Raw genomic sequence first — 15684 nt, forward strand, 5'->3', positions numbered from 1 at the left:
CGGCATGCGCCTCTCCCCCCTCGCGCAGCGCCTGCTCCACCTGATCGACGGGACCGCGAACGACCCCACGCGCCGGCCCGACGCCTCCCAGCTGAACGTCGGGCTGACCGGCGTCGCCGGCTCGGCGCCGGGGCGGTACGCGACCGACGAGCGCGCCAGGCGGCAACTGGCCGCGCCGGCTCGCGAGCTGGTCGGGTTCCTGCTGCCGGAGGACAGGACCTGGCCGTACGGGCGCTTCCCCGCGCTGGTGGCGGCGGGGCTGGCGGGCATGGACGCCGAGGTGGGCGCCCGGCCGGCCGAGGGGTGCGGGCCGATCGCTGCCGCCGGGACGGACTGCTGCTCTGGCGGACCACGTTGCGCTGGCAGCGGGCCATCGCCGCCGCGCTGGCGCCCTTCGATCTGACGCACGTCCAGTTCGTGCTGCTGGCCGGCACCGAGGGGCTGAACCGGCAGGGCGAGCTGCCCAATCAGCTCGCCGTCGCCACATTCGCCGACACCGACGTCAAGATGACCTCCCAGGTCGTGCGCAAGCTGGAGGAAAAGGGCCTGCTCGTCCGCGAGCCGGACCCCGCCGACAGCCGTGCCCGCCTGCTGCGGGTCACCGATCAGGGCGCCGGCCTGGCCCGGCGGGCCGTCGAGGAGGTGGAGCGGGCCGACGCCGAGTCCTTCCGGACCGGACCTCGACGCGCCCGCCGGCGGGAGACCGGACCTCGACGTGCCGGCCGAGCGCTACGGATCCTGGGAGGGCTACTGGGCCCACTACCTCCGAGTCGGCGCCGGTCAGTCGGTGACGAGGGCGTTGAGGGTGAGGGTCTCCTCGCCGGAGCGGCCGGCGAGGCGGATGGACAGCTCCCACGCGCCGTTCATGCGGAACAGGTCACCCTCGGCGACGAAGTGGCCGGGGGCGGCCTTCCTGGCGGTGACCTCGGGCACCGCGTGACCCATGGTCGGCATCACGGCGGCGACGGTGACCGTGTCGGCCTCGCCCCTGTCCACCCGGATGTCGACCGCGCTCCGGTCGGCCGTGACCGTGACGGCGTAACGGGCGCCCGTCGTCGTCACCGGGTCCGGGCCCGAGGTGCGGGCGATGACGAACGCCGCCACCACGACCGCCACGAGCCCGGCGAGCACCAGCACCCTCAGGCCCTTGACCTGCTTCATCGGGGGACCTCCACGGTGAAGGGCACGGTGGTGATGCCGCGGTCCGTCGCGTACTGCGCCCAGGCGAGGTAGCGGCCCGGCGCGGGGAAGCTGAACGTGAAGCGCAGTCGGTTGCCGGGCGTCCCCATCTCGTGGACGTGGCCGAGGAATTCGCCGTCCGCTCCCCGCACGATGAGGTGGCCCGCCATCCCGAGCCACGGCCGCGGGGTGCCGGTGGTGGCCACCTCGACGGTGGCCGCCCGCCCCGCCTGCGGTGCGGCGGGCGTCACCGTGACCGTCCCGGCGGCGGCGTCCTGGATCGCCGGGTCGGGCGAGACCGTAGGAGACCCGGTGACCGTGAAAGAGCCGGTGAGGAGCTGGCCGCCGGAGTCGGTGCGTTCGAGCTCGACGTAGGTGAGATAGCGGCCGGGGCGGTCGGCGCGCAGCCGTACCTCCAGGCGGCCGGGCGCGGTGCGCAGCGGATGGACGTGGCGGAAGTAGCGGCCGTCCTCGCTGGTGACCACCAGGTGGGCCATGGCCTCGTGGTGAATGGTGAGGTCGTCGACGGGACGCCCGGTGGACCCGTCGAACAGCTCCACGCGCGTCACGAACTCCTCGCCGACGGCCGGGCCGGCGGGGACCGTGGTGACGACCCGCTGCACGTACGGCCGGCCGAGCACCGAGTCCGTGGGACGCGGCTCGGCGCCGGCCGGCGACCCAGCGGGCAGCCAGGGGTCGAGGATCACGATCAGCGCGGCCACCGCGAGCCCCGCCGCGGCGACCGCGGTCACCACGAACGCCGACCGGCCGCGCCGGTTGAACGCGCCGGTGAGCAGCCCGCCCACCAGGAGCAGCCCGGCCACGAACAGGCCGCCGTAGATCAGGAACTCCCACCCCGAACCCCGGTCCACCAGGACCCGGAACGGGATCACCGCGCTCTCGCCCCCGGCGCCGACGGTCAGCTCGTGCGGCCCGGTCTCCTCGACCCGCAGCTGGGCGGGGCGGCCCGGCGACACCGTGCCGGTCACGACGCGCCCGTCGGTCACCGACCGGAGCCGCAGGTCCAGCGTCGGGGCGGACGGGAACCCGATCACCTCGACGCGCAGCGGCCCCGGCACCCGGGTCGTGGCCTTGATCACGAGGGTCAGCTCCGCGCCCGCGATCGTCTGTGCGATGCGCAGGTCCGCCCCCGCCTTGACGTCGTGCGCAGTCGCCGGCGGCGCCAGCATCACCACCAGCAGGCCGACCAGGAAGAGAAGCCGGATCATGCCCGCCGGGCGCCGGACTCGCCCGCCTGCGCGGGCATGGCGTTCGGGAGGAACAGGGCGCCGAGGGCCAGGCCCACCAGACCGGCCACGATCGGGGCGCCGGTCCAGAGCTCGGGTACGGCGGGCAGCCGCCCGGCGGCCACGGAGGCGACCGCGATGTAGAGGGACCAGGTGGCGAACGCCGACAGGCCGGCGAAGGCCCAGTAGGCGGCCCGGCGCTGCCCCGAGGGCCGCAGCCACCGGATCAGCAGGTCGCTGACCAGCCCGGCGGCGACGAACGTCAGCAGGATCGGCAGGTTGCGGAAGCCCGTCTGCGCGCCCGGCATCAGGATGCCCACCACGGACAGCACGGTCACGCTCCCGAACGGGAGCTGCCAGCGCCGCAGGAGGAACAGCACGGGAGCGAGCACCACTATGTTCGTGATGATCATCGAGGCGCCCAGCATACCGGCGCCGCCGTCCTCCAGGGCGGAGAAGTCCCGGACGATGCCGTTGGCGCTCCGCTGCATGGCGTTGCCGTACGACACGAACAGCGACACGAGCGTGGCGCCGAAGCCGAGCCCCATCAGCGCGGGCAGCAGCCGCGACAGCCGGGGCCGCTCCCCGATGTCCGGGGCGTTCCAGGCCGAGCGGAGCGGCGTCGTGATGATGAGCATCATCGTCACGATCAGCCCCAGGTGGGACGGGCTGAACAGGATGTCGATGGTCTGCTCGATGCCCAGGAACGTGTGCCACATCATGTCGGCGAACCCGAACGCGGCGAATCCCGGGATGGCGAGCAACCCCGCGAGGTACCCGTTCGGCACCGCGGCCGGCCCGCTCCGGCCGGCCCGCACGTTGCGGTAGACCTGCCAGATGATCCACGCCGACACCGCCGCGAACCCCGAGTAGAACGCCGCGTGCCACGGCGTGAAGAACGTCTCCAGCTGAGGCTGGTTGCTGTGCGCCCAGGCGTCGATCATCAGCCCGACGCCGAACCAGACGCCGAGCAACGCCATGACCAGGTCCGCCCGAGGGCTCACCCATGTGCGCGCTTCCCCGGAATCCGCCAGCAGCCGCCGCACCCCAGCGTCCACTGCCACCATGAGCATGCTCCTTCCCGTCGATCCGATCCTTCGCGATGGCCGCCGGAAGCGGAACCCGGCTGGCACCCACAGGTAGGTACGGTTATCCGCACCCCTCAGGCGTTCAGGTAGCGCAACACCGCGAGCACCCGCCGGTGGTCGTGCGGGCTCGCCTCCAGGCCGAGCTTGACGAAGATGCTGGTGCAGTGCTTCTCCACGGTGCGCTCGGCGATGACGAGCCGCTCGGCGATCGCCATGTTCGTGCGGCCCTCGGCCATCAACCGCAGCACGGCGCGCTCCCGCTCGGTGAGCATGCGCAGCGGGTCGCCGGGCTGCCGGTGGCGGCCGACGAGCTGCTCGACCACGACCGGGTCGAGCGCGGACCCGCCCGACCCCACCCGGCGGATGGCCGCGGCGAACTCGGCCAGGTCCGACACCCGGTCCTTCAGCAGGTAGCCCACGCCCTCCGTGTGGCCGCCGAGCAGCTCGACCGCGTAGCTCACCCGTACGTACTGCGACAGCACCAGCACCCCCACCCGCGGATGCCGCTCCCGCAGCGTGACGGCGGCGCGCAGCCCCTCGTCGGTGTGCGTGGGCGGCAGCCGGATGTCGAGCAGGGCCACGTCGGGCGGGTCCTTCGCCACATGGGCGAGCAGCTCGTCGGCGTGCTCGACGCACGCCGCCACCGCGAAGCCGGCCTCGGTCAGCAGCCGGGCCAGGCCCTCGCGGAACAGCGTGGAGTCCTCGCAGATCGCTACGCGCACGGCAGGACCACCTTCAGCACGGTTCCCTTCCCCGGTGGGCTGTCGATCGTGAGCTTGCCGCCGTTGGCCTCGGCGCGGTCGGCGAGCCCGGCCAGCCCCGAGCCGAGCGCGGGATCGGCCCCGCCCGCGCCGTCGTCGCCCACCTCGACCAGCAGGCTGCGGCCGACCTGGGCGAGCCGGATCCATGCCTTCGACGCGGCGGCGTGCTTGGTCACGTTGGCCAGGGCCTCGTTGACGATGTAGTAGGCCGCGCTCTCCACGGCCTGCGGCAGCGGCTCGTCCAGCGCCAGGTCGCAGGTGACGGTCATGGGGGCGACCGCGGCCAGCTCCTTGACCGCGCCCGACAGGCCGCGCTCGGTCAGCACCGGCGGGTGGATGCCGTGGCTGACCGCGCGCAGGTCGTCCAGCGCGGCCAGCACCGCCGTCTTGGCCTCGCCGATCAGCGGCGCGGCCCGCCCGGGGTCGGTGCCGGCCTCGGCCAGCCCGAGCGTCATCGCCACCGACAGCAGCCGCTGCTGCACGCCGTCGTGCAGGTCGCGTTCGAGCCTGCGGCGCTCGGCCTCGCCCCACTGCAGCATCCGCCGCCGCGAGGCCGCGAGCTGCCGCAGGCGGGCCCGCAGGTCAGCGGTGAGCCGCTCGTTCTCCAGGGCGAGCGCCGCGGCGGCGCACGCGGCCTCGACGAGAAGGGGCTGTTCGAGGAGGGCGACGTCGTGCACGAGCACGGCGAGCGGCGCCTCGCCCTGGTCGACGCGGGTGACGACCCTGCTCGGCCCCGGGTTCAGGTCGACCGGGCGGCCGTCGGCGTCCACGTACCAGGCCTGCTCGGCCGCCCAGTAGCCGACGGTCAGCCCCGGGTCGCGCAGGGTGGCGGCCAGCTCGTCCCGCAGCTTCTCCGGTCGTTCGCGCCTGCTCAGCCGTACCACGAGGTCGGCCACGCGGCCGTGGTCCATCCGGCTGCGCATGAGCCCGACCAGGTACGCCATCGGGACCGCCATGAAGGACACCAGCATGACGAGCGCGATGGGGAGCTGCAGCGGGTTCCGGCCGAAGAGGTCGGCCAGACGGTCCACGGCGAAGGCGGCCGTCGCGACCATCGACGCGCCGGTGACCGGCGCGACCGCCCGGCGCTGCGCCACGCTGGCCTGACGCCAGCGCTTGACCTTGAGAGCGAGCACCATGCCCGACATGAGGACGGTCAGCTGCCAGGACGAGGCGTCGAGCGCGTCGGTGAAATTCCGGAGCGGCACGGGCATCGGAACGTGCGTGAGGGCCTTGGCCGTGGGCAACACGAGGGACAGGACGTATGCCAGGCCGGTCACCACCTTGTACGACACCAGGTCCAGCCGGCCGGTGGGGAAGGCGAGGAACAGGTGGCAGGCCATCCCCGCCCACAGGCCGCACAGCGCCAGCGCCCACAGCTGCTGTCCGGGGAAGAACAGCACCTGCTGGGGGATCCAGGCGACCCCGAGCACGGCCATGAGCGGGCCGACCTGGTTACGCGGATGCTCCCGCCAGGCCACGATCCCCGCGGCGAGAAACGACAGGCCGGCCAGCGCGCCGAGCACGAAGATCGGGCCGTGCCGCCAGATGGCGCCCGGACTGGCCCCCAGGGCGTTGACGACCAGCAGCCAAGCCCCTCCCGCCGCGACGGCGAGTAATGCGGTGGTGCCCCTGGAACGTGTCGCCATCGCCCACCCCCGATGGGGATTGTACGGGCGAACCATCCGAGATGTGTCTGACCACCTGGGAGTTCACTGCTCGGACTCCGGCTCAGCCTGGGGCGCTGGAGGGGCGGGTGCCCAAGCGGGCCGACCAACAGGCCGGGCGGGTGCGCGTGGTGCGGGGCGGCAAACGGCTGGCCCGTGCCCGGCACCACCTGGAGGCTCAAGGGGTGACAGTCACCTCAGCTCGTTGACGCGGATCATGTTGCCCGCGGGGTCGCGGAAGGCGCAGTCGCGGACGCCCCACGGCTGCTCGGTCGGCTCCTGGACGACCTCGGCCCCGCCGTCCCGCAGCCGCGCGAAGGCGCCGTCGAGGTCGGCGGTGGCCACGATCATGCTGGCGTAGGTGCCCTTCGCCATCATCTCCAGGATGGTACGGCGCTCCTCCTCGGTGATGCCGGGCGCGACGGCCGGCGGGTGCAGGACGACGGACGTGCCGGGCTGGCCGGCGGGGCCGACCGTGATCCAGCGCATCGTGCCGGCGCCGACGTCCTTGCGGACCTCGAAGCCGAGATTGTCGCGGTAGAAGGCCAGGGAGGCCTCCGGGTCGTTGTGCGGGAGGAAGGTCTGGTGAATGGTGAAGTCCATGGCGACGACGCTAGTTGCGGCCACTTGACCGGCGCTTCTCCATTCCTGACCGTTCGCCGTGGTCAGGCGAGGGTCTCCGGGGCGGCGAGGGCCAGGCCGGCGGCGCCGAGGGCGTGCTGGGCGTCGTCCCAGGGACGGACGATCACCTGAACGCGGTGGGCGGCGGTGACCTGGCTGGTCCGCATCGCGGCGAGGAAGCCCGGCTCCAGCCCCGGCCACAGGACGTGGTTCTCGCCGATGACCGCGATGGTGGGCGTGCCGAGCAGGTTGACGACGCCCGCGACGGCCCGCCCGAGCACGGTGCCGATCCCGGCCAGGACGTCCGCCAGCGCCGGCTCGCCGCCGCGGACCCATCGCGCGCGGAGCTCCTCGATGGTGGTGGCCGCCTCGGCGAGGCCGACGCGGCGGGCGGCGCGCAGGATGCCGTCGTCGTTGGTGAGCGTCTCCAGGCAGCCCCGGGCGCCGCAGGAGCAGCGCGGCCCGGTGGCGGCGACCGGCGTGTGGCCGAACTCGCCGGACAGCCCGCTCGGGCCGCGGTGCACCCGCCGCTGCAGGACCGCGCCGAGCCCTACCCCGTCGCCGATGCCGAGCACCAGGAAGTCGTCGTGCTCGCGGCCCGTCCGGTACAGCAGCTCGGCGGTGGTGCTCGCCCTGAGATCGTTGTCGACCAGCACGGGGATCGGCAGTTCGGCGCGCAGCCGTTCGCCGAGGGGAAGTTCGCTCCAGCCGAATCGGGGACATACACGTATGTAACCGGTGGCCGAATCGACAGAGGACGGAGTGACCACCCCTACGGCCCGCAACCTGGGCCCCATGGTGGGGTCGGCCAGCCGGTGGTTGATCACCGCGAGCAGCTGGGGGATGGGGTCGGAATGGCAGTCGAAGGGTGATACATCGGATGTGATCACGCGACCGTCCAGGCCCGCGACGACGGTGACGACGTGGTCGGTGGCGACCCGCACACCCAGGGTCGCGGCGGCCTCCGGAACGACCTGGAGCGGGATCCGGGGCCTGCCCACGGCACCGGCCTGCGGGGCGAGAGCGCGCAGGTAACCGCAGGCCAGCAGGCGTCGCGTGTGCTCGTGCACGGTCGCGTCACCGAGCCGGAGGCGGGCCGCGATCTGGCGGCGGTCCAGGGCGCCCGCGGTGCCGAGCAGCGCCAGGATCTCGACGCGGGTCAGATCCCCACGAGGGACGACTCGACGAGCAATCATCGGATATTTCCACCTCGATCTCATTGACACTACAGAGCGCGACGCCTAAGTTTCACAATTATTAACTCGGCCCCGAGCTTATTGAGTGGAGCTGCGATGGGCAGGCGGATGCATGGCGGACGGCGATCATTGGCAGTCGTCGTAGCGGTGGTCATCGCGGGGGGATTCACCGCCGGTTGTGGGGACAACGGCGGTCAGCAGTCATCGGGCGGCAGCAAGGCGAGCAACGGTGCGGTGACGCTCACCTGGTCGATGTGGGCCTCCGGCACGGAGGACCGCGACGCCTGGCAGAAGGTGGCCGACGAGGTCACCAAGAAATACCCGAACATCAAGATCACGCTGGAGACCTCTCCGTTCAACGACTACTTCACCAAGCTCGGCACCCGCCTGGCCGGCGGCAGCGCGCCGTGCATCGTCTCCATGCAGAGCCTGCGCACCGGCGGCTACGTCAACGGGATGCTCCCGCTGGACGAGCTGATCAAGAAGAACAGCCTGGACACAGGCGACTTCGACTCCTCGATCATGGCCGGGCTGGCCTCCGGCGGCAAGCAGTACGCCTTGCCGTACGACGTCGGCTCGCTGATCGTCACCTACAACAAGGACCTGTTCAAGGCGGCCGGCGTGCCGGCGCCGAAGGTCGGCTGGAGCATGGCCGACTTCGAGGCGACGGCCAAGAAGCTGACCACCGGCGGCAAGTACGGCTTCGCGGCCTACCCCATCGACCTGCCGATGTTCTCGATGATCCTGTCACGGACCGGCGCGGAGCCGGTGGACGCGTCCGGCAAGCTCACCCTCACCTCCGAGCCGATGGCGACCGGCTTCCAGTGGTACGCGGACCTGGTCGCCAAGGCCGGGGTCGCGCCCAAGGTGCCCGGCGTGGACAACAACTTCCCCGACACCCAGTTCCTCAACGGCAACGTGGCGATGAAGGTGGACGGGCCCTGGGCCGTCCTGTCGCTCAAGGAACAGGCCAAGTTCGACGTGGGCCTGGCCACCATCCCCGCCGGTCCCAACGGGACCAAGACCTACTCGGCCGGGTCCGGCTTCGGCATCTCCCAGTCGTGCCCGTACCCGGACGAGGCGTTCAAGGCGATCAGCGTGATGACCAGCGCCGACGTGCTCGGGCAGCTCGCCACGATCGGGCGCGCCTACCCGGCGCGCAAGTCCGTCCAGAACAAGTGGTACGAGAACGCCTTCGAGGGCGCCAAGGAGGTCCTCGACGCCGCCAACGCCTCGGCGACGCCGTTCCGGACGACCTCCAGCTGGGACCAGGTGTCCAAGCTGCTGGCCCAGTACGGCGTGCCGGTCTTCAACGGCCAGGGCACGGCGGCGGACGTCCTCAAGCAGGTCCAGCAGCAGGCACCGGCGTAACGAGCATGCGCAACCATCCACAGGGAGTGACGTGTACAACGACGCCATACCCGGGCGAGCGGCGGTAGCACGCGGACAGGGTGCCCGCCGCCTGCGCGGCGACGGAAGGGTCGCCGCCCTGTTCGCCGGGCCCAGCCTGATCGGATTGACGCTGTTCACGCTCTTCCCGATCGTGATGTCCCTGGTGATCGCCTTCTTCCAGTGGCCCGCGGCGGGCGAGCACGTCTTCACCGGGCTGGGGAACTTCGCGCAACTGTTCGGCGATCCCGTGTTCCGGCGGACGCTGTTCAACACGTTGCTGTTCGTGGTGCTCTACCTGCCGCTCAACCTCATCGTCTCGGTGGGGCTGGCGGTGTGGATCTCGCCGCGCATCAAGGGCCGCCAGGCGCTGCGGGTGATCTTCTTCCTGCCCGTGGTGACGCCGATGGTGGCCAACGCGATCGTCTGGCGGATGATCTACCAGCCCAACGGGTTCATCGACGGCACGCTGCACGCCGCCACCGGCGTGCACGCGCCGAACTTCCTCGGCGAGCAGGGCTGGGCCATGTTCGCCGTCGTCGCGATGAGCGTGTGGCAGGGGTTCGGGTACAACATGCTGGTCTTCTCGGCCGCCCTGGACGCCATCCCGCGGCAGCTCGTGGAGGCGGCGCAGATCGACGGGGCGGGGCCGTGGCGGCTGTTCTTCCGCATCACGCTGCCGATGATCTCCCCGGCGATGTTCTTCGCCACGACCATGACGCTCATCACGTCGTTCCAGGTCTTCACCCAGCCGTTCCTGATGACCGGCGGCGGGCCCGGCATCGACACCGAGACCCTCATGATGTTCGTCTACAACCAGGGCTTCTCCGTCTACCAGTTCGGACTCGCGTCCGCCGCGGCCTGGATCCTGTTCGTGCTGATCCTGGGCGTGACCGCGCTGCAGTTCGCCGGCCAGCGCAGATGGGTGACCTACGATGTCTGAGCACGTGCACGCCGCGCCGGTCTCCCCGTGGGCGCGCAGGGTCCGACTGGTCGTCTCCCATGCCGCTCTCTACCTGGTGGCCGCCGCCTTCGTCTCGCCGCTGGTCTACATGGTGGCCACGTCGCTGAAGCGCGCCGACGAGGTGTTCGGGTCGCCGCCGAGCCTGCTCGGATCGGTGCTCCGGTGGGAGAACTACAGCGAGGCGTTCGAGTTCCTGCCGTTCGGGCGTTTCGTGATCAACGGGCTCGCCGTCGCCGTCTGCGGCACCGTCGTGGTGCTGGTGGCGTCGAGCATGTCGGCGTACGCCTTCTCGCGGCTGCGCTGGCGCGGTCGCGACGGCGTCTTCCTGGTCTTCCTGGCCACCCTGATGATCCCCCAGGAAGTGCTGGTCGTGCCGATGTTCATGCTGATGCGCTGGTTCGGGTGGGTGGACTCGTACCAGGCGCTGATCTTCCCCTGGGCGTTCACCGCCTTCGGGACGTTCATGCTGCGCCAGTTCTTCCTGACCATCCCCGAGGAGCTCGCCGAGAGCGCCCGCCTCGACGGCGCGGGAGCGGTGCGCGTCTTCACCAGCATCATGCTGCCGCTGATCAAGCCCGCGCTCGCGGTGCTGGCGGTCTTCACCTTCATCAACTACTGGAACAGCTTCCTGTGGCCGCTGATCATCATCAACTCGGTGGACGAGAAGGCCACGGTCCCGCTGGGTCTGCAGCTGTTTTTCGGGCAGCAGGGCACTCAGTGGAATCTCATCATGGCCGCGGCCGTGATCTCCATGGCGCCGACCACGGCGCTGCTCATCATCCTGCAGAAACATCTCGTCCGCGGGATCGCGACCAGCGGTCTCGGCGGACGGTGAACCTTGTGAAGAAGAGGGACATCGTGCAGCACCACGCCTGGTTCGCCGAATCCCGGTTCGGCATGTTCGTGCACTGGGGTCTGTACTCTCTGGCGGCCCGGCACGAGTGGGTGAAGAACCGCGAGCGCCTGACCGACGAGGACTACCAGCGCTACTTCGACCACTTCGATCCCGACCTGTACGACCCGGCGCAATGGGCGCGGCTGGCCAAGGAGGCCGGCATGCGCTACATCGTCCTCACGACCAAGCACCACGACGGCTTCTGCCTGTGGGACTCGGCGCAGACCGACTACAAGGCGACGCGCACCCCCTGGGGCAAGGACCTGATCGCGCCGTTCGTGGAGGCCGTCCGCGCCGAGGGGCTGAAGGTCGGGTTCTACCACTCGCTGATCGACTGGCACCATCCCGAGTTCCCGGTCGACTCGTTCCACCCCCAGCGCGACGACGAGGCGTTCAAGGCCGCCGCCGCGGGCCGCGACGTCTCCAAGTACGCCGACTACCTGCACGCCCAGGTGCGCGAGCTGCTCACCGGTTACGGCAAGATCGACTACCTGTTCTTCGACTTCTCCTACCGGGGCAGGCCGGGGACCTGGGGCGGCAAGGGCGCCGACGACTGGCGCTCGGACGAACTGCTCGCGATGGTCCGGGAGCTCCAGCCGGAGGTCATCGTCAACGACCGGCTCGACATCCCCGGCGACTTCGTCACCCCCGAGCAGTACCAGCCCGCCGGGCCGATGGTCGTCGACGGGCACGAGGTGCCGTGGGAGGCGTGCCAGACGCTCAACGGCAGCTGGGGGTACGACCGGGACAACCTCGACTACAAGTCTCCGGACCTGCTCGTACGGATGCTGGTCGACAGCGTCGCCAAGGGCGGCAACCTGCTGCTCAACGTGGGCCCGGACGGGCGCGGCCAGATCGACCCGCGCGCGCGAGCGACGCTCGCCGGCATCGGCGCCTGGATGCGGCTGAACTCCCGCTCGATCTACGGCTGCGGGCCCAGCGGCTTCGCGGCGCCTCCCGACTGCCGCTACACCCAGCGTGGCGACCGGCTCTACCTGCACCTGTTCGCCTGGCCGTTCGGCCACCTGCACCTGCCGGGGCTGGCCGGGCGGGTGAAGTACGCCCAGTTCCTGCACGACGCGTCGGAGATCCGCACGCGGGTCATCGACCCCGGTCAACAGGCCGGTCTCACCACGATGGGAGCTGTGGCGCCGGACGTCCTGACCCTCGACCTGCCCGTGCAGCGTCCCGACGTGGCCGTGCCCGTCGTCGAGCTGTTCCTCACGGAGTGACTTCAGCCCTCTCGTGGGCGAGCTGCCGCGCGGGCGTCAGCAGTGTGGACAGCGCCCAGCGGCCGGGTCCGAGGACGGCGATGAGCAGGAAGCCCCAGCTGAAGAGGGCCGCCTTCTCACCGCCGTTCTCGATCGGGAACAACGCCTGGGGCTGGTGGACGACGAAGTAGGCGTAGGCCATGGTGCCCGAGCAGAGGAGGGCGGCGACGCGGGTGCCCAAGCCGAGCAGGACGAGGATGCCGCCGACCAGTTGGATGGCCGCGGCCCACCAGCCTGGCCACTGCCCGAAGGTCGGCACCGGGCCCTGCGGCCCGCCCAGCACGTTGAAGAGCGTCGCCGCGCCGTGGCAGGCGAACAGCAGTCCCAGCACGAACCGGTACAGGGCCAGGAAGAGCCCCTGATTCTTGTCCAACAGATCCACGGCAAATGCCCTTTCCCGCTGTTGAAAAGTATGGGAGCGCTCCCAAACAGATTCTTGAGATCACGCACATATGTCAATGTCGCATCACTCGTAGGATCGGTCCAAAACGCGCTGTATACCTATAACCTGCCCGAACGCCGCAGACATAAAGTTTCGCCTTCGTGAAATTTTCATCAGCGCCCGACGAAAGTCGGCGACGAAAATTGACATGAATGACCGGGCTCCGGTAAATCCCGACATACGAAAGCCGCCCGGAGCGGGATCCGGGCGGCCTGCTGGAGGGTCGGCTACCGCTTGGCGCACAGCGCGGTGTCCATGGCCTCGATCACGTGCTGGTGGGCCTCCTCGTTCGGGGGCAGCGCCGTGACGGCGACGGTGGCGGCGCGGCCGTCCTCGGTCACCCCGTTGCGGGTCTCGTAGCCGTCGATGTCACCGCCGTGGCCCCAGGTGACGCCGCCGCAGCTCAGCGGCATCTTCATCAGGCCCAGCCCGTACTCCCAGCCGGCCGGGAACCCGGGCGCCTTCATCGTGTGCTTCATCGCCGCCAGCTGCTCCGGCTTGAGCAGCTTGCCGCCCATCAGGGCGGTCATGAAGCGGTTGAGGTCGCTCGGGGTGCCGATCAGCTGGCCGGCCGCCCAGCCCCACGACGGGTCCAGGTTCGTGATGTCCTTCAGCTTGCCGCCGGGCTGCTCCGAGGCGTACCCCTGCGGGTGACGCCCGCGGATCGTCCTGTCGCCCTTGCCCGGCCAGTACGTGTCGCGCAGCCCGATCGGCCTGATGATGCGATCCGTGATCACCTCGGCCACCGGACGGCCGGTGACCTTCTCGATCAGCAGGCCCGCCAACACGTAGTTGGTGTTGCTGTACTCCCAGCTCGTGCCCGGCGCGAACGACGCCTTGTGCGCGAACGCCATGTCCAGGAGGTCCTGGGGCGAGCGGTAGACATCGCGGCTCTTGAAGATGCTCGTCATCCAGCGGGTGTAGTTGGGCAGGCCGCTGGTGTGCTGCAGCAGCTGCCGCACCGTGATGTCGCTGCCGTCGATGCCCTTGCCGCGGACCACCTTCGGCAGGTATGTCTCGATCGGCTCGTCCAGATCGACCTTGCCCTCGCCGACCAGCTGCAGCACCGCCACCGCGGTGAACATCTTGGTGTTGCTCGCGATCCGCACCCGGCCGTCGACCGGGACCTCCGCCTTGGTCGCCAGGTCCGCGACCCCGGCGGTGTAGTGGCGGGTCCGGCCCTTGCCGTCCCGCACCGCGGCCAGCGCCGCCGGGAACCCGTCCTTCTCCACCAGCCCGTCCAGCTTCCGCTGCAGGGCGTCGGGCCGGTGGTTGCGCTTCAGCTCGTCCCGCACCTCGGCCAGCTCGGCGGACAGGCTCTCGTCCGGGCTCTGCCGCACGACGTTCGCGGTGCGGTCGAGCCCGGTGGCCGCGGCGGCCGGCGTCCCCGCCACGACCAGCCCCGACAGCGCCGCCAGCGCCGCCGCCGCGAGGACCCGCACGCGACGGGAGGACTTCGACTCGGAAGAGGTACGCGACATGGGAAACGCTCCTGATTTCTGGGTGGGGGTCGTCCGCTTCGGACATCACCCAGCATGTCGGCGCACGGCATCCTTGATCGATCCCGTGCGCTGGAGCGTTGGGGTACAGCCAGCTGTACCGGGGTCAGGAGGGGCAGGTCCCGTCCAGGGCGCTGATCACCCCGTCGATGAACACCTGCGACTTCGGCTCGTCGGCATGCGCCACCCCCGGGAACTCGGCCCTGCACCACACGCCGTCGATGACGTCGTTACGGGTCTCGTCGAGCGAGCTCACCAGCAGCGTGTACCGGACGGTGCCGGGCGTCGGGTCGCCGCTGTTGAGCTGGCTGATGAAGGTGCCGCTGGGACACATCTGCCCGCCCTGGTTCGCCGGCAGGAGGCAGGCCGGCCAGTAGCCGCGCTGCCCGGTGCCCATCGAGACGTAGCTCAGGGTGGCATCGGCGCCGCCGAGGAACTTCAGGTAGTAACGCGCCGACAGCCCTCCCATGCTGTGCCCGACGAGGCTGACCTTCCCGCCGCCGTTCTCCTGCCGTACCTGCGCCACCAGGTCCCTGATGGCTCCCGCGTTGGCGACGTTCTCCTCGCCCGGCAGGTCGATCGTGTACGCGGGATGGCCGGCCTGCTCCAGCGCCGCCTCCATCTGCGCGAACTCGGTCGGCGAGCCGTTCCAGCCGTGGATCAGGATGACCGGCTCCTTCTGCGCGGCCTGCACCTGCCGGCAGGGGCCCAGCCCGGCCAGCAGGATGCCCGCGGCCACTAACCCTGTGATGCGTCGGCGCCTCGATGACATGAGTCACACCTCGCTACTTCTGAGGGGAATTCACTTACTGAGCACTCGGTAAGTGATGGGTTAGATTTAACACCGTGGCCCGAAGTAGGCAAGACCCCAGCAGACAGGAACGCGCGCGCTTACGGCGAGAGGAGATCATCGCCGTGGCCGCGGAGCTGTTCGCGCGCGACGGCTTCCGCGGCACCTCCCTGCCCGCCGTCGCGGCCCGGGCCGGCATCAGCGAGCCCGGCCTCCTGCATCACTTCGGCAGCAAGGCGGGCCTGCTCCTGGCCGTGATCGAGCGGCGCGACCTCGACAGCGAGGCGTTCGCGATGGAGCTCCTGGGCATGGAGCCCTCGGGGCGGCTGCGCGCCCTGCCGGAGTTCGCGCGCCGCAACAAGGAGCGGGCGGGGCTGGCCAAGCTGTTCACCGTCCTGGTCGCGGAGAGTTTGGAGCCCGGCGCGCCCGGCCACCGGCACTTCGTCGAGCGCTACCGCGCGATGCGCGCCATCGTCGCCGACAGCATCCGCTCGGCCCAGGCCGCCGGGCTCGCCCGCCAGGACATCGACCCCCCGGCCAAGGCCGCCGAGATCATCGCGACTCTCGACGGCCTGCAGACCCAGTGGCTGCTCGATCCGGACACGATCGACATCGTGTCCGGCGTCGAGTCCTACGCCCGCACGCTGGAGCACGACCTGACGTGCGGGCTCTGAC

At 70.7% G+C, this 15684-nt stretch carries 16 protein-coding genes and 1 pseudogene; 7 read left to right on the plus strand and 10 right to left on the minus strand.

Going from position 1 to position 15684, the window contains the following annotated elements; all coding sequences use genetic code 11:
- Positions 1-4 precede the first annotated feature (4 nt).
- Positions 5-403: a hypothetical protein gene (locus H4W80_RS61220; protein ID WP_225963742.1), complete on the plus strand. Its 399-nt coding sequence runs from the start codon at positions 5-7 to the stop codon at positions 401-403.
- A 14-nt stretch (positions 404-417) separates the two neighbouring features.
- Positions 418-522: pseudogene (locus H4W80_RS64930) on the plus strand (hypothetical protein); the annotation flags it as partial.
- A gap of 258 nt (positions 523-780) precedes the next feature.
- Here the strand turns inward: H4W80_RS64930 and H4W80_RS61230 are convergent.
- From H4W80_RS61230 to H4W80_RS30295, 7 genes are all read right to left on the minus strand, one after another.
- The gene (locus H4W80_RS61230) at positions 781-1161 is read right to left on the minus strand and encodes a hypothetical protein (RefSeq protein ID WP_225966531.1); all 381 of its coding nucleotides are present in this window, start codon (positions 1159-1161) and stop codon (positions 781-783) included.
- Complete coding sequence (locus H4W80_RS30275; protein ID WP_192788194.1) at positions 1158-2408, minus strand: hypothetical protein; 1251 nt, start codon at positions 2406-2408, stop codon at positions 1158-1160. Before H4W80_RS30275 ends, H4W80_RS61230 begins: the two co-directional genes overlap by 4 nt.
- Positions 2405-3493 carry a hypothetical protein gene (locus H4W80_RS30280; RefSeq protein WP_225963743.1) on the minus strand — a complete coding sequence of 363 codons (1089 nt, stop codon included), beginning with the start codon at positions 3491-3493 and terminating at the stop codon, positions 2405-2407. Before H4W80_RS30280 ends, H4W80_RS30275 begins: the two co-directional genes overlap by 4 nt.
- Before the next feature lie 95 nt (positions 3494-3588).
- Positions 3589-4236: a response regulator transcription factor gene (locus H4W80_RS30285; protein ID WP_318787131.1), complete on the minus strand. Its 648-nt coding sequence runs from the start codon at positions 4234-4236 to the stop codon at positions 3589-3591.
- Positions 4227-5924, minus strand: a complete 1698-nt coding sequence (locus tag H4W80_RS61235) for a sensor histidine kinase (protein ID WP_225963744.1) — start codon at positions 5922-5924, stop codon at positions 4227-4229. The genes H4W80_RS30285 and H4W80_RS61235 overlap by 10 nt, the downstream gene beginning before the upstream one ends.
- Positions 5925-6134: 210 nt before the next feature.
- Positions 6135-6545: a VOC family protein gene (locus H4W80_RS30290; RefSeq protein WP_192788197.1), complete on the minus strand. Its 411-nt coding sequence runs from the start codon at positions 6543-6545 to the stop codon at positions 6135-6137.
- A gap of 62 nt (positions 6546-6607) precedes the next feature.
- Positions 6608-7759 (minus strand): ROK family protein, encoded by a 1152-nt coding sequence (locus H4W80_RS30295; protein WP_192788198.1) that lies wholly within the window; start codon positions 7757-7759, stop codon positions 6608-6610.
- A 129-nt stretch (positions 7760-7888) separates the two neighbouring features.
- On the opposite strand from H4W80_RS30295, the gene H4W80_RS30300 reads away from it, so the two are divergent.
- Genes H4W80_RS30300 through H4W80_RS30315 form a run of 4 tightly spaced genes read left to right on the plus strand, consistent with a single transcriptional unit; the run spans position 7889 to position 12239 of the window.
- Positions 7889-9130, plus strand: a complete 1242-nt coding sequence (locus H4W80_RS30300; RefSeq protein ID WP_192788199.1) for an ABC transporter substrate-binding protein — start codon at positions 7889-7891, stop codon at positions 9128-9130.
- Between the two features lie 31 nt (positions 9131-9161).
- The gene (locus tag H4W80_RS30305; protein WP_318787132.1) at positions 9162-10091 is read left to right on the plus strand and encodes a carbohydrate ABC transporter permease; all 930 of its coding nucleotides are present in this window, start codon (positions 9162-9164) and stop codon (positions 10089-10091) included.
- Positions 10084-10947 carry a carbohydrate ABC transporter permease gene (locus tag H4W80_RS30310; RefSeq protein WP_192788200.1) on the plus strand — a complete coding sequence of 288 codons (864 nt, stop codon included), beginning with the start codon at positions 10084-10086 and terminating at the stop codon, positions 10945-10947. The genes H4W80_RS30305 and H4W80_RS30310 overlap by 8 nt, the downstream gene beginning before the upstream one ends.
- A gap of 5 nt (positions 10948-10952) precedes the next feature.
- Entirely contained in the window at positions 10953-12239 is a 1287-nt protein-coding gene (locus tag H4W80_RS30315) for an alpha-L-fucosidase (protein ID WP_318787133.1), read from the plus strand.
- On the opposite strand, the gene H4W80_RS30320 is transcribed toward H4W80_RS30315, so the two are convergent.
- The 3 genes from H4W80_RS30320 to H4W80_RS30330 form a co-directional block, all read right to left on the minus strand.
- Positions 12229-12660: a DoxX family protein gene (locus H4W80_RS30320; protein WP_192788201.1), complete on the minus strand. Its 432-nt coding sequence runs from the start codon at positions 12658-12660 to the stop codon at positions 12229-12231. The two genes, H4W80_RS30315 and H4W80_RS30320, sit on opposite strands and share 11 nt — an antisense overlap.
- 287 nt (positions 12661-12947) lie before the next feature.
- Positions 12948-14201 (minus strand): serine hydrolase domain-containing protein, encoded by a 1254-nt coding sequence (locus H4W80_RS30325; protein WP_192788202.1) that lies wholly within the window; start codon positions 14199-14201, stop codon positions 12948-12950.
- A gap of 124 nt (positions 14202-14325) precedes the next feature.
- Positions 14326-14991, minus strand: coding sequence for an esterase/lipase family protein (locus tag H4W80_RS30330; RefSeq protein ID WP_192788203.1), 666 nt, complete (start codon positions 14989-14991; stop codon positions 14326-14328).
- A 143-nt stretch (positions 14992-15134) separates the two neighbouring features.
- On the opposite strand from H4W80_RS30330, the gene H4W80_RS30335 reads away from it, so the two are divergent.
- The gene (locus H4W80_RS30335; protein ID WP_192788204.1) at positions 15135-15683 is read left to right on the plus strand and encodes a TetR/AcrR family transcriptional regulator; all 549 of its coding nucleotides are present in this window, start codon (positions 15135-15137) and stop codon (positions 15681-15683) included.
- Position 15684 lies beyond the last annotated feature (1 nt).

Origin of the sequence: Nonomuraea angiospora (assembly GCF_014873145.1) — a bacterium.
GTDB classification, from domain to species: domain Bacteria; phylum Actinomycetota; class Actinomycetes; order Streptosporangiales; family Streptosporangiaceae; genus Nonomuraea; species Nonomuraea angiospora.